Here is a 14,656-nt window from a genome sequence, read left to right as displayed (position 1 = left end):
TGTTATTTATTATTAGTCTGCGTTTGAGCTTCTGGTGGAATAAGGTAATCAGGGATCTCTAACCCGATTTCTTTGTAGTAGCGGTAAGCCCCTAGATGTAATGGTACAGAAACACCTTTTAATGCATTTTCTGTGGTGATGTACTTAGCTGCACTATGAACTTGGTGAACCTCAGGAAGGTTCTCAAACATGGTTTTTGTCAACTCATAAACCAGTTCGTCATCAATACTGGTTGTGGTCATTAAGATATTAGGTTGAGCAATCGTATTAACCATTTCAGTTTGACGAGGGTAGGTATTGGCGGGGATTTCAAAACGGAACCATGAATTCGCCACATGATTGATATCATCAAGTTGCTTATCTGTGACTTCGAGTAATTTTGCACTGACACCACTTGCGTACATATCAGTTACCGCAGAAGCGGGCACTCCAGCAGGTAATGCACCTCCATCAAGGCGACCATCTCGCATGGCAGAAACGGTATCGCCATATCCCAGATATTCAGGGGTAATATCTTTTTTAGTTAAATTAACGCCTTGAAGAATAATAATCGTGGATTGTTCAGTACCACTAGCTTGAGGGCCTACAGAAAAGCTAGTCGCGCGAATATCGTCTAACGTGCCAGTTTTTACTTTGTTATCCATTAAAACAAAGTGTTCAACATTAGGCCATAGCATAGAAATTGAGCGCAGATCTTTTTCTGGTTTGCCTTCAAAATTACGCACGCCTTCATAAGCTTCTACGGCTAAAAGGCTTTGTAGTATTGAAAGTTGAGCTTCATTTTTCTGCATTAAATAGATATTTTCTATTGAGCCTGCAGAAGATTGTCCTGTGACTTGAACACCTCTATCCTTAAGATGTGTACTCCATACGTTTGCTAAACCCACTCCCATCGGATAATACGTTCCTCCTGTTGAAGCGGTTGCTACAGAGAGAAATTGTTTATTCGCATTCTCTTTTTTGCCGATTACTGCTAATGAGACAACAGCAATAACAGCAACAATACCGATGGCAAGCTTTGTTTTTCTTATTCTCATGATGTTGTTCCTGTACATAAAAACGCAGGTGAATGTTTCACACCAACTTGTATACAACATGACAACTTTTATAGAAATAAGGAACGTTAAGAAATTGTGAGGTAGGTTAATTAAATTGAAACAAAAAAATAACACTTTGTGATCAATATAGTAATTATGCAATTTTTAATCATAATTATGGTGATAATCATAAAACACAAAAGAAAATATTAATAACTTGCTAGCGAAACGATAAAATTAGCTAAAAAATAGCCTATTAATCGATAATAAAAAATAAAATGAAAAAATAGACGGATCAGAAAATCGTTAAATCATCTGATAAAGAAAGGAGAAAAATAGGCTATTTTAGTGTTAAGAAAATAAGTAAAGTTTAGTAATAATTACAGACCTTATAGCGCAATGGAAAGTACACCTGTCGCAATCAGCACAAACATCGCTGACCAAATTAATGCAGAAATAGCACTGGTAATGTAAATACCGTATGTAGGTAGTTTTAGCAAACCGGCACTGAAAGGGGTTAAATAACGAAATACTGCAAGGAATCGAGAAATAAATAAAATGTAGTGAGTTTTATTTTTCAGTAGTTGCTGAACACGATTAATTTTTGCCTGATAACGCTTAACCCATGCTTTAAGTCGAGGAAATCGATAAATAGAACGACCTAATTCATAACTAATAATTGAGCCTAAAAGTGCGCCACAACTGGTTGCTAACCAAAGAAAAACGGGTGAATAAAAAGGTAAGCAGGCACTGAAAATAAAGATTAACATTAAAGATGCAGGAGGCAAGAATGAAGAAATACCAATAGTCGATTTTCCTGCTGTGATTAATATAATGGAAAGAAAAAGTGTAATAGGAGATAAATGACCCAATGAATTTAATAGAGAGTGAATAAGTTCCATTTTATTGTCTCCAACAAGAAAATAAACAACAACGAAGACTAATAATAGATAAATAAACCTTAAGAGTATTATGCGTTAATTTGACGATTTTTATTCATTTCAACTAGCATTGTAGCCCATTCAATGGGAGAATTTTTAATCGGTAATTTTAACTTTTGGCTTAATGAGTATAGCGTAGGTGCAGGTATATCTGAAAGGGATTGCAGTGTTGAACTCATTAATACGCTTTCAGGGGTGCCATCAGCAATTAGTTTTCCTGAAGATAAATGGATAATCCGCTGAAAATGACGCGCCGTAAAATCAAGATCATGGCTTATAGCAAGAACAGATGTGCCTAATGTTTTTTGTACCTGAAGCCAGTTCTCAAAGCATGTTAGCCAATATGCATCGAAATCGCGAGTCGGTTCATCAAGCAGTAATATTTGAGGAGATAAAATACTCAAACTAGCGACAGCAACCATTCTGCGTTGACCTGCGTGTAAATCTAAAGGATGAACATCAGCAACATCACTTAAACCGCAAAGCATCAATGTTTCATCTAAACGTTTTTTAATCTCTTCTTTAGAAAACTTGCGTTGCTTTAGGCCAAAAGAGACTTCTTTTTCTACTGTATTATGAAATATTTGTCGTTCAGGTTCTTGGAATAATACACCAATATATTGAGCACGTTGCTCAGCTTTCATTTGAGATAATGACTGATGGTTGAGTGTTACTTCACCTTCATTTGGCGTTAACAATCCTGCAATTAAACGTAATAAGGTTGATTTACCCGCACCATTATCACCAACGAGTGTTATCCATTCACCTTGATTTAACGTTAAAGATAATTGAGAAATACAAGGTGGAACATCTTCACTCCAACGATAAGTTACTCTATCAAGCTGTAACATAAAATTCCTTAAAAGCCTTAAGTAAAGCTTTATCGTTATTTACAATATTTTTATTCCAATGATGATTTTCAATTAACCAATTTAAAGCTAGCCAAGCATCAGGTGCATTAATTGTTGTAAATAAAAAAGGAAAAATATCTTCTAAGGCGCCTGCAACTTTTGTTTTTCCGGCTTCTAATAATAAAAATTGTTCACTTAGTGTTATTGCTGGCAATAAGTTACGTTCAAAAATAATCACACTACATTTGTGCTCTTGTGCATACTGTTTAATGCGTTGTTGCAATTGTTGTGTTGCATTAGGTGTTAAACGACTAAATGCTTCATCAAGTAATAATAATTTGGGGTGCATAGCAAGAGCGCTTGCAATCACAACACGCTGTGCCTCTCCACCAGAAAGAGTAGAAGGCGGGCGAAAACGAAGGTTGTCACATTGTGTTAACTTCATTGCTTCTTTTACACGAAATCGAACTTCATTATCACTTAGCCCTAAATTTTCAGGGCCAAAAGCAATCTCTTGCTCTACTGTAAAAGCACAACCTGAAAGTTGTAATTGAGGGGATTGTTGAACAAGTTGTCTTCCTGGGGCGAGTGATACTAACCGACCCTTATCTAGAGCAATGTTTTGTACAATACCCAAGCCTTGTACAGAGCCTGTTAATAAATCGGGATACCAACCTGCTAATAGCTGGGCAAGAAGACTTTTTCCACTGCCATTTCCTCCCAAAACAACAAGCCATTCCCCTTGTTTTAGTTGCAGATCAATAGGGCCAAGAATAGGTTTTTCGTCGCCTTTGGGGGTAAAACTAAATTGCTGAAGATTTAATACCATAGCCAAATAACTCCTTCAACAAAGATAAGCAGTAAAATAAAATAGCGTAACATCTCTTGTAGTGGTGTATCGACAGGAGGAGAAAGCGTGGTACGTTTTGCAATAATACGAAATCCTCGCATATCTAATGCAGCACTACGAATAGTCAAATCACTTAATACATGACTAATCAGTGGTAGGATAATGGCAGGTAATGTTATTAGGCGTTGCCAAAATGAACCATCAAGAGGTACACCTCGTGCTAATTGTGCTTCTCTTATATTGTGTAATTGTTGGCGTAGCTGTTCTACAAGTAACAAAGGACCTGCAAATAAATAGGAAAGGCTTATAGGTAGGCGGCTAGCAAATAAGGCTCTAATAAATTGTTCAGTTGTAGTGTACTGCAACCACAATTGAGCACCACTTATTATTGCTAATAATCTTAGCCATAGCGTTATTGCCATGGTTTGTTTACTGGTATCTAAAATGCCACCTGTTAACCAATAAGCAAGCCAACCGCTATGAACTAACCATAAACCTATCGCCATGGGGATCATCAGCCATGCAATAAGACGCCAACGCCAGCGAGAGGCTTTCCAAAGTAATAAGCCAATAAAAGTACCACTGCTGATAATCAACAGTGGTAAGCTTAATGATAAGAAAAGCACACTAGCACTTAGCCAAAGCCATAATGCCAGTGAGGTAAAGGGATGCATTATTAGCGAACCTTAGCCATTGCAGGAAAATTACGTTGTGTTCTTTGAGGTAATTGACGTACTAATAACCAAGCAATAATCGCTGATAATATTTTATCGGCGAGATTGGCACCTAATACAGTGATTGCAACGGATTCAATCAGCCCTTCACCAACCGCATGGAAATAAGCGACAAAGAAATCTGCACCACTGCCTGTGGCACCACCAAATAAATAAGTACGAATTGGAACGGCAACGATCATTAACGCTAAAGTAATAATAGTGTCTGAGCCAATAACTCGAATTAATGAACGAAAACCGCCTGCACGCGCTAATAAACCTGCACTTAATCCTATCATCATGGCAACGGGTGCAAATGCAGCCGCTATTGGACCACTAATTAATCCCCATAATAAGTTGGTTAATAATCCAGTAAATAATGCAACCCATGGGCCACCTAATAAGGCACAAATAAGTGTACCGATAGAGTCTAAAAAGATAGGAAGTTTGACCATTGAGGTGATTTGACCACCGATCATATTTATTGCAATAGAAACGACAATGAGCACAAGAGTGCGGCTCGAAATTTGAGGAGTTGTAGACATAGTTTAAAAAGCCTTTACAAAGGATAGTTATTATTGGTTTTATTATTTTGCGTCAATAAGGTTCTCTGCAAAAAAGACGATTAACGCGGTGTGATGACCAACTCCTCATAACCAGAGTATTCACAAGGCTGACGGCTAAAAGTCACTTGCTCTAACTCACCAATAACGAGCTCTAGCGTCGTGCGCACTGTACAACCTGGCATCATATGTCCACCACACATAATTCCATTTTCATCTGATACGGCTAAATGAAGGTGCTCGCCGGTGGCATCTAATGTGCCAATCAGTGAGACAACTTCGAATTTACCAGTAAGATAGCGATTTTCTTCGCGTCCTGCAAAACGCAATGCAACATCGGTTAGGCTACCTACACAACCTGCAATGTAAGACGATTGCAGTTGATTATCGGCGATTATCTGTCGTAATGCCACAATCACATCTTCACCTGGAATAAGGCGAACCGCAATAAAGCGGACATGAGAAGAGGGACACTGTGTTTGAGACATGATGATTTACCTTATGATTAATTACACCGCATTAGTGAAGTTAGCTAATTCTAAAGGTTGTTATTATTAGGCGAGATAAGAGTAAATACAATTTATTCTGTTTATAAGATAGAAAAGGGCATATAACCTAATTTATCTTTAAACTCGATTTTGCAGTATTACTCTTTATAATCGTTACCAGTATTACTGACTAAAGCTGTAGCATTCCAACATTTCATATTTACTATTGTATTGTACGGAATTTTGGCAAAGTGGATTTGCTACCTGTTCTGTTGATAAGCAGATGGTTAGTGTGGTAACTATAAACGACAATGATTTTATAATATTTTTAAATCTTAATGTTGTTCCTTTTATTATAGCGTATTTGATTAATGATTTTTATAGTGTTTATGACATGAATATAAAACAGATTAAAACTATTTAATCTATTTCGATATAATTACATAGGGGAGCATCATGATTAACGTATTGCAAAATTTAAAATCATATTTATCTAATAGAGCATTATCTGCGCCTGATTTGACACATAACAATCTATCTTTAAATAATACTTCTCTCCCAGGTAACTTACTAAGTTGTGAAATAAAAAATAAGGACATCACATTGAGTAATAGAAATAAAGATTTTGAAAATGAAAAGTTTAAAGATATTAAATTTGATTTTTTAGCTTCTAATCTAAGTAATGTTAATTTTACAAATGAAAATCTCGATGGTGTCGAACTTAATTCTAAAACGAAATCTTTTAATAAAACTGAAAGTGCTTATCTCTTAAACGGAAAGTTAAGTGGTAATACATTAAATAAATTAAACACAATAAATACAATAGATGATAAATACAAAGAAATAAAAATAAAACTTGTAAAACAGATTATAGAATCAATAAATAATAGTGGTGAGGTGAAGTTGGAATCATTTCCTATTGATTCAATAATTGATAATATAACGTCTAAGAAATATTATTTAGAAGATGGTGTTATTAAAGATTTTGCTGAAAATTTATTAAATACTAAGTATTTAAAAGAGAAGGTTAACATGTATTCTGATAAGCTCTCTTCTGGTATTTTATCCTTTAATTTAGATCTAATCAGTGAGCTTGATAATGAAAAAGTCAAAGAATACATGATGAAAAAAAATGGATGTTTTATTAAATTGATGGCATTGACTGTTTATCATGATGACTTAGCTATTCAGGAAAAAGGAAGGTCTTTATACAATAGTTATCTTGAAATAGAAGAAATAAAAGACTTTGCTAAAGAAGAAAATCTTTGGAATAATAAAACAGTTGACTGGAGCGATAAGAAAAATAAAAATTATATTATTGTAAGTGGTGATAAAACGATAGTTGTTAGCCATGAAGACCTAGTAAATATGTTATTTCCTGATGAGATAGGGATGAATGCAAGTTGGAGTAAGTTTTCTCTTTATATCAAAGGTAAAAGAAAACTTATTGAACAAACTAATTATTATGACTTATTTAATAAAGACTTTGAGATGTTTAAAGATAGTTATAATGCACTCCACAAAAAGTAAAGTTAGATAAGTTATTACGGTTATTAAACTTAGAAGTAGATATAATGTTTAATCGACATATAACAATATATTGGACACGATTTAAATAAAAAATATTTTTAAATTGAGAATATGGCTTGGAAGCCCAATATGAGACGTTTTCGTTTAAAAAACACAAAGCTCATTTGTAGTGGGCTTTGTGTTTTGATTTAATTCTTCTTGGTAGCTTCTTTGTGATTAGTTCTGTATCATGCTAAATAATCAAATTATAATTTATATGTTCCATTAATTTAGCGTTATCACAGTAATCGACGGGAATAGCAAGAACAGCAGGGCCATTAACAGTCATTGCTTCATGCAAGACGGTACGTAATTGAGAAGCACATTCAACAGAAAATCCTTTAGCTCCGAAGGATTCAGCATAACGTTTAAAATCAATTGCACCAAATTTTACGCCAGAATAACGACCATATTTTTCTTGCTCTTGCATTTCTACCATATTATAAGCGTTATCTACCCAGATAATATGCAAGATATTTGTATTTAAACGAACCGCAGTTTCTAATTCCATGGACGATTGCATAAAGCCACCATCACCAGAAACAGAAATAATTTTATCAGAAGGTCGAACAAAAGAAGCACCAATTCCCCAAGGTAATGCAACTCCCATAGTTTGTTGTCCATTAGAAATTAACATTTGTCTTGCTCTAAAGCTATAAAGATAACGTGCAAGCCATATATGAAAACTTCCCATATCAATACAGAGTGTTACATCGTTATCAATAATATTTTGCATCTCATGGATGATGGTTAAAGGGTGAATAGGGGAACCATGTCGAAAATAACTATTTTGTTGTAAAATTTCTCTTTGGTGACGAATTTTCTCTAAAATCTGACGAGTATTATTTGAGAGTGTAATTTGAGATGTAGATTGTTTAGCAAAATACTGAGTTAAATTATTAATTGTTAATTTGATATTACCTGTTAATTCTAAATCAGGACAGTAAGCTAAATCAATTTCAGCAGGGATCTCGTCTATATGAATAATATTGGCATTATTGTGATTCCATAATGACGGTTCATATTCTATAGGACTATAACCCAAAGTAATCACTAAATCGGCATGAGATAATAACTCATCACCCGGTTGATTATTAAATAAGCCAATACGGCCAGCAAACAAAGGAAAATGGCGTTGAGCGATCGCACCTGCTGATTGATAAGTGCCTACAATCGGGAGCGGGCAAATATCGAGTAGTGATTGTAATGCTAATGCATTTTCAGGGTAACTAACTTGTAGTCCTAATAAAATAACGGGGCTTTTAGCATTCAGCAGTAATTTAACGGCTTCTTGGATAGCATCATTATTAGCGCCCCCCATATTAGATTTTGATTTTGGTACTAATATTGGGCTATCAACTTCATTATTTAAAATATCCATTGGAAAAGTTAAAAAAGCCGAACCTGGTCTTCCTGATTCTGCATGGCGAAAGGCATTAGCCATGGTTTCAGAAATAGATTTTGAAGAATCAATTTCTGCACAGAATTTAGTGATAGGATTAAACATGGTAACGGTATCCATGCTTTGATGAACTAGTTTTAATCTATCTGAGGACTTTACTGCTCCTCCCAATGCAACTAATGGATCGCCTTCTGATGTGGCTGTGGCGATGCCTGTCGCAAGATTAGAGCATCCAGGTCCCGATGTTGCGATAGCGACTCCCGCTTTGCCTGTTAAACGTCCAACTGCGGCTGCCATAAAGGCAGCGTTAGCTTCATGACGGACCACCACTGTTTCAATAGTTGAATCAACAAGAGAATCAAATACACGATCTATTTTTGCACCCGGAATACCAAATACTTGTTTAATGCCATGTTGTTCTAATTGTTTGACAACTAAATCTGCACCACATTTCCAATGAGGAGTATTCATATAGCCTTCTTTAATTTTGCAAGTGAATAAAAAATTAGATTGAGAATAAAATGAAGCGGCTTTTAAATTAATTTTCGGCTTGCTCTATTGCCTGGTGAAGATTATCTGGCATTAAGTTCGCTTGGAGGAAAGTTGAATGACAGGGTAAGTCAATAGTAAGGCGGGAAATAACACCGATTTGTAAGGTACCTTGTTTTAAATAATAATCAAGGACGTGACCACCGCCTTGGCGTTGTTGATTAATATAATGTTCATGAAACCCTGCAACATTTATTCCTTGAGTAAATTGTGGTGAGCGAAATCCAGCAATAATTCCGGTCTCATTGTGAAATGTAAAAATAGGTTGATTTTCGATAGCCTCTAACATCGGAAGATAGGGTGGTGTTTGACGGGGGACGGTACGTGTTTTGACTAATTCAAATTCGCCTTCAATTTTGATCGCACAAAATAGATTGTCAGAAGGAACATACTGATTAATGATATTGTGTATCTCTTTTTGTGATGCACCATAAGAAAAGTGATGTTCAATATCACAATTAAAAAATGTCATTACAGCAAAAGGAGATTTTTGAGAATGCAAAGCTTCACGAGCACTACCATCAGAGCGTAATTGAAAAACATTATTGTCGAATGCAACGAGTTCGCCATCAAGTTGTTCAAATGTGCCTAAACCAAAATCACCATGCTTTAATAATTCAGCAATTGTGATATCACTATCATAAACACCTGCAATCAAACTGCTCATTAATGAGTTTTGATAAACAGTACACTCAGGATGTTTATTAATATAATTATTTAAGTTTGTAATTATTTCTCGTCCACATTGACAATAATTATTTTTATTATTTTCTATATCACTATTATCTCGCACATTAGATTGAAAATTATTATTCATGGTAAAGTCATTCCTTTATTTAAGAAACAATAATCATTAACTGATTATGAATTAAGTATTAGCCTTGTTCATAAATATTTCAAATGTTTTTTATTGTAATTAAATAAGAGGTGATAGTTATGATTGTGTAAATTAAATATAACTTAATTTTTATAATTAATTATTTTTTAAAAGAAATTAATCAGTGGGATTTTATTAATAAGATAGAGTTATAATATATGATAAGTGAAAGAGCTAGCTAAAAAGAGTTAGATTAATAGTTTTATAGGTGAGTTACTAGAAAGATAAGATAAATTATCTTTTGATATCTAAAATATTCGCTTTGGGTGACGAAAGTGTATGCGAATAGGTTCAGGAAAAGACGTGAATGTAATAGTGAGTATTGTAGTTTCTATTTGTAATTATTAGTTAACGGAAGGAAATTTTTTAATGATAAGATTTAAATTAAAATGAAATATCGATAAAAAACCCACGAATCATTCGTGGGTTTAGATATGATGTTTAATATAAATAGCTATTGCACATTAAACCTAAATTTATTGTGTATCATTTTGATTTATAATGATTTAATTTTAAGTTGTTTATTTTGCACTCAGCGGTGTACTCATTTAGAACAAGGTGTCTGCTAAAATAGTACTTATAAGATTATCAAAGTAAAATTACATCAGTATAAAACACTAATCTATTGCATAGAGTATAACATAATCTGACAGGCCGCTTGGTGCTAGAAGCGGACGTTGAAAGCTACACCATGTGTTAAGTAATGGAAATACAGAATAGGGATCGATAATGTTTATGGCAGCTATCAAGGCTGTAACCATTCAACAATTGCCGTAAGGCTAATTTAGAAACAAAATTTCGGCATGTTCAACTGTCAGATGGTCGCTCAGTCCGCTTACTGAATATTATCAATGACTTTAATCGTCAAGCCTAGTACTAAAAGCTGATTTGCCTCTATCCGCTATTTGTGTCGTTAGGATTTAGTGGGATATCGATTCGCTATGACAATATTCCAGAATATGTAGGTAATACTCTAATAGCATGGGCTAAGTAATAGCATGGGCTAAGCAACAAGGTATCAGAATAAACTTTATCCTATAGGGTAGATCCTAGCAAAATGCTTGTATTAAACGTTATAATGAGCAGCTTGCTATGGCTGACTTAGTCAGAATCTCTAGCTCAATAAACGAGAGGCTGGGATATTCTACAAAGTAGCAATGATTTTATAATCATGAGCAACCGAATATGGCGTAGAATAGCTTTATACCAATGCAACATACACATCACATAAACTGATTCTACTTATTACCATTTAAAAATGGGGAGAGATTACCATTTACCCTACCTCTCCTTATATTAAAAACATTCACTGCTTGAGTGGCGGTATAGCGAGGCACAGGGAAATGTCATTAGAAGAAATAAAAACCTGCTTACTGGCTGCAAATAAAACGGCGGAGAGTCTGCTTGCTCAAGTTAGCGATTTTTACGCCCAGGAACGACGTTTTGAAGAGAACATTTTGACAGAAGCACTATCTGAGTTGCACAACTCAGGGGAGATTGACTTCGTCAAAATAGTAAAAGGAGTTGATAAAAGTTCCTGCAAAAACGATTTTTTTAGGATTTTGAATTCCTTTGAAAACACACTACCTTTACTAAACTCAAAAGTTGAAGATGTCCTACATTGTCTGGCTCATCTTAAGCAACAGGCCGATAGTGGTGGAATCTATGGGGCCTTTCAGCATTTCTGTAATGTGGATGCACAACGTTCCAAAGATAGTGTTGAATTTATCCTGAAACAAAGTGAGCTTAGTTCGTATGCCACTTTTCTTTCCAGTTCAATCCTCGCATATGACTCAAATCGTATGGTTGAGGCTATCCAAACGACAGAAAATCTGATTACTAACAGTAATCAGACTGTCAGAAACCAAGCCTATTTTATTTTGGGGAGGCTCAATGTCGATGAAACTCAGGCAAGTATCATCTGGGGGCTACTTAGCGCTAGTGCCGTGAGTGAGGATGACAGCGATTGTCGTGCTTCGATACTGAGGGCAATACTTCACTTCGGGGAAAAATTTCCAACTTACTGGTCGCAAATAGAAGAGCTTCTAATTCCGTTTGTTGGTGTAGCTCCTCCTGAGATACTCTATGCAATATCGAATATTATGGCATTTCAAAGTGGCGATCTTCCAGAGAGTGTTCTGCGTCTTCTGGTAAAACAGTTAACCAATATCTCCCCAGAGCACACAGGTACCGTAGATAACATTGATCATTTACTAGTCAAGTTGGTTGAAGGTAATTCATGCTCTCTTGCTGTCGAATTATTGGAATCGATTTTGGCTGTGGGTGTGGAATTTACATCACTAGACTATTTCTCCAACGAGCTATTGGATAAGCATCAAGAATTACGCAATCATATCACCACAAAGTGGTTTTTATCTGGAGAATCATCACTTTGTCATGCGATCTCAGATCTGCTTCATGATGTAACGGGTAAGGACATAGAGCTAAAGGCAGATATGGCATTGCTAGGGGATGATAAGTGGCAAGCATTTGTTAGCCACAAGGCGATCGGTTGGCTGTTTACACGACCTATCGCGGCAGCAAGTTTCATACTGTCTATTTGCGAAACAGCTTCAACAACTACACTTCACAACCTTGAACAGGTTTTGTACGATCCTTTGCTCCTAAGTTACCCGGGAGAGCTTGAACGATTCTTCCTATCATGCATTGATAAAGATGTTCAAGGACAACTGTGTGAGCGCTTGCTTGGAAAACTTCAGACCTATCACGCTGATATTGAGAAAGTGTCTGAATTGAATGAGTTAATGGCTCCCAGTGAAAATGTAAGAGCCTATTGGAAAGACTTTGATAAAAGTATGCAAGAAGCCCACGAAAACGCATCAAAATCTTCTATTCTTCAGATAATTGCGACGAAGCAGAGATTATTGTACGGCAACAGTTCGATTTATTATATACATCAAGGAGATGGGGACCCTGTACGACAGGAGACGCAAATGCACTCTTTTTCCCATTCGACTGAAATGCCAAGATTGAACGTTTTAGATCCTGAGTCGCTAGATTACGTTTTGCGCATGTATCGCTACGGGAGAATGAAAAATGAAGCTAATTCTTAAACAATATTTGGCTTCACTAAAAGAACGAGCAGAATTAGATGCTGTACTGCCAGACTTGTTGAGTAGTATGGGTCTGAATGTGTTTATCTCACCGACGCGTGGGGTTAAAGAGTATGGTGTTGATATAGCAGCCGTAGGGCGAGTCAATGGTGAGGAAGAAAAAGTTTATTTGTTCTCAGTTAAATCTGGGAACCTTACTCGTGAGACTTGGAATGGGGCAACAGCCCAAGCTCTTATGCCTTCGTTAGATGAAATTCAAAACTCATTTATTCCTAGCCGTATACCATCTGAACATAGAAATAAGAAAATAGTTATTTGCTTATGTTTTGGTGGAGATGTTAATTCAGGAATTAGGCAAGATGTATCTGGTTACGAGCAACGAAATACACGAGACAATATCTCTTTTGAAGAGTGGAATGGCGATAAATTATCAGAGTTTATTCAACGATATTTGTTGAAAGAAGAGTTGCTACCTAGCTCAAGTCAGGCTTTGTTAAGAAAATCCTTAGCCTTACTCGAAGAGCCGGAGAGTTCAAGCAAATACTTTTCTCTATTGATCGATAAGGTGCTGTCAAACGCCACCGATACTGATTCTGTTGCATCGTCCATAACACGGATAAACGTCTGCTTATGGGTTCTATTTTCATGGTGCCGTGATGGTGGAAATTTAGAAGCCGCCTATCTTTCATCTGAGCGAGCATTACTATTGGCTTGGGATAAAGTTAAAGGCCACTATACAGGAAGGAACAAATTCTCAAAATCATTTGATAGTATTTTAGATACTTACCAACAAGTTACTGATTGTTATGTGGATCGATGTTTAATTCCGTATGTTGAATTTAGATATGCGCTTTCGCATGCTGTTCACTCACCTTGTTCTATTGATGTAAATATTAGGCTCTTTGATGTGTTAGGGCGCTTATCAGTCAAAGGTCACTGGATTTTAGATTTACTATCAAATAGTTACGTTGAGAATCCACCAGTGCGCGGAGATAGTGAAGAACAAGAAAAATTATGTCTGCGCCTTAGAGAAATAACAAAGTCAATTAGCCTGTTGGTTGTTAATAACCCAATACTATTGTCACCATACAAAGATTCGCAAGCCATTGATATTGGTTTGGCTCTAACGCTGCTTTCAAATAATTCAGAACTCGACGAATTTGTGCGGAGCTGGCTCTCAGAAATGGTCAATAGGTGCATATTCTCTTTTGAGAGTAATGGCATGTATCCAGTTGTGCATGAGTCTTACGAAAATCTGCTTGAACATAGGAAAAAAGACAGGGCTGACAATAGTTATAAGAATAAAGTTACGGAAGCCAGTATTTTATACCCGTTGCTAGCAGTATTTTGTTCTCTGTATAAATTAGATTCAATAAGCCAAAAACTAGAAAAATTTGCCGCAGATAAACTAAAACATTGTACGTTACAATACTGGTATCCAAATCAAGACAGCGAACAAAGTATGTACTCGAACTCAGATATACATGGTTCAGCATCAACTCACTTTCCAATGAATGGAAAATTAGCAATAGGGCATATAGTTCAAGAGTGCGGCAATTCCGATTCGTTCAAAAGATTGTCAGCCGTTACTGAAGGGAAGGCTCCATTGGTACTGACAGCCTGTCGCTGTTACCGATATCCAGTGCCTTTCCATTATATTGAAGATTGGCTGCTAGATCCCCTATAGTAAACAACGTCCGCTTCTCGCTCAAACCAGATTGTCAGATTTAATTGTGCTAACA

Annotated in this window: 11 protein-coding genes and 2 pseudogenes; 4 read left to right on the top strand and 9 right to left on the bottom strand. The window is 36.0% G+C overall.

Translation table 11 applies throughout. From position 1 onward, the window contains the following. Window positions 1-2: 2 nt before the first annotated feature. The 7 genes and pseudogenes from H1225_RS07335 to H1225_RS07305 form a co-directional block, all read right to left on the bottom strand. On the bottom strand, window positions 3-1,037 hold the full coding sequence (locus H1225_RS07335) for a TAXI family TRAP transporter solute-binding subunit (RefSeq protein ID WP_109847371.1): 1,035 nt from the start codon (window positions 1,035-1,037) through the stop codon (window positions 3-5). A 389-nt stretch (window positions 1,038-1,426) separates the two neighbouring features. Next, window positions 1,427-1,939 carry a DedA family protein gene (locus H1225_RS07330; protein ID WP_006536526.1) on the bottom strand — a complete coding sequence of 171 codons (513 nt, stop codon included), beginning with the start codon at window positions 1,937-1,939 and terminating at the stop codon, window positions 1,427-1,429. 248 nt (window positions 1,940-2,187) lie between these two features. Next, window positions 2,188-2,829 (bottom strand): annotated as a pseudogene (locus H1225_RS07325) (energy-coupling factor ABC transporter ATP-binding protein); the annotation flags it as partial. Next, on the bottom strand, window positions 2,816-3,658 hold the full coding sequence (locus H1225_RS07320; protein WP_161724973.1) for an energy-coupling factor ABC transporter ATP-binding protein: 843 nt from the start codon (window positions 3,656-3,658) through the stop codon (window positions 2,816-2,818). The gene H1225_RS07320 and the pseudogene H1225_RS07325, both read right to left, overlap by 14 nt. Then, window positions 3,649-4,353: an energy-coupling factor transporter transmembrane component T gene (locus H1225_RS07315; RefSeq protein WP_109847374.1), complete on the bottom strand. Its 705-nt coding sequence runs from the start codon at window positions 4,351-4,353 to the stop codon at window positions 3,649-3,651. Before H1225_RS07315 ends, H1225_RS07320 begins: the two co-directional genes overlap by 10 nt. Before the next feature lie 2 nt (window positions 4,354-4,355). Continuing rightward, a complete protein-coding gene (locus H1225_RS07310) occupies window positions 4,356-4,937 on the bottom strand; it encodes an ECF transporter S component (RefSeq protein WP_239739611.1) in 582 nt (193 codons plus the stop codon). An 80-nt stretch (window positions 4,938-5,017) separates the two neighbouring features. After that, on the bottom strand, window positions 5,018-5,443 hold the full coding sequence (locus tag H1225_RS07305; RefSeq protein ID WP_006536534.1) for a PPC domain-containing DNA-binding protein: 426 nt from the start codon (window positions 5,441-5,443) through the stop codon (window positions 5,018-5,020). A 456-nt stretch (window positions 5,444-5,899) separates the two neighbouring features. Between H1225_RS07305 and H1225_RS07300 the strand changes: the two genes are divergently transcribed. Beyond that, entirely contained in the window at window positions 5,900-6,973 is a 1,074-nt protein-coding gene (locus tag H1225_RS07300) for a hypothetical protein (protein ID WP_109847376.1), read from the top strand. A gap of 232 nt (window positions 6,974-7,205) precedes the next feature. On the opposite strand, the gene alsS is transcribed toward H1225_RS07300, so the two are convergent. Both alsS and budA read right to left on the bottom strand, forming a co-directional pair. Further along, window positions 7,206-8,885, bottom strand: coding sequence for an acetolactate synthase AlsS (gene alsS / locus H1225_RS07295; protein WP_006536537.1), 1,680 nt, complete (start codon window positions 8,883-8,885; stop codon window positions 7,206-7,208). 67 nt (window positions 8,886-8,952) lie between these two features. Further along, entirely contained in the window at window positions 8,953-9,780 is an 828-nt protein-coding gene (budA, locus tag H1225_RS07290) for an acetolactate decarboxylase (protein ID WP_115065387.1), read from the bottom strand. Window positions 9,781-10,636: 856 nt separating this feature from the next. Here budA and H1225_RS18425 point away from each other — a divergent pair. From H1225_RS18425 to H1225_RS07280, 3 genes and pseudogenes are all read left to right on the top strand, one after another. Then, window positions 10,637-10,831, top strand: a pseudogene (locus H1225_RS18425) (IS3 family transposase); the annotation flags it as partial. A 352-nt stretch (window positions 10,832-11,183) separates the two neighbouring features. Beyond that, entirely contained in the window at window positions 11,184-12,914 is a 1,731-nt protein-coding gene (locus tag H1225_RS07285; protein ID WP_109847379.1) for a hypothetical protein, read from the top strand. Then, on the top strand, window positions 12,898-14,601 hold the full coding sequence (locus H1225_RS07280; protein WP_109847380.1) for a hypothetical protein: 1,704 nt from the start codon (window positions 12,898-12,900) through the stop codon (window positions 14,599-14,601). Before H1225_RS07285 ends, H1225_RS07280 begins: the two co-directional genes overlap by 17 nt. The last annotated feature ends 55 nt before the right edge of the window (window positions 14,602-14,656 follow it).

The sequence above is a fragment of the Proteus penneri genome (assembly GCF_022369495.1).
GTDB lineage: Bacteria > Pseudomonadota > Gammaproteobacteria > Enterobacterales > Enterobacteriaceae > Proteus > Proteus penneri.
The sequence above is the reverse complement of the archived record's forward strand: the minus strand, read 5'-3'. Positions and strand labels throughout refer to the sequence as shown.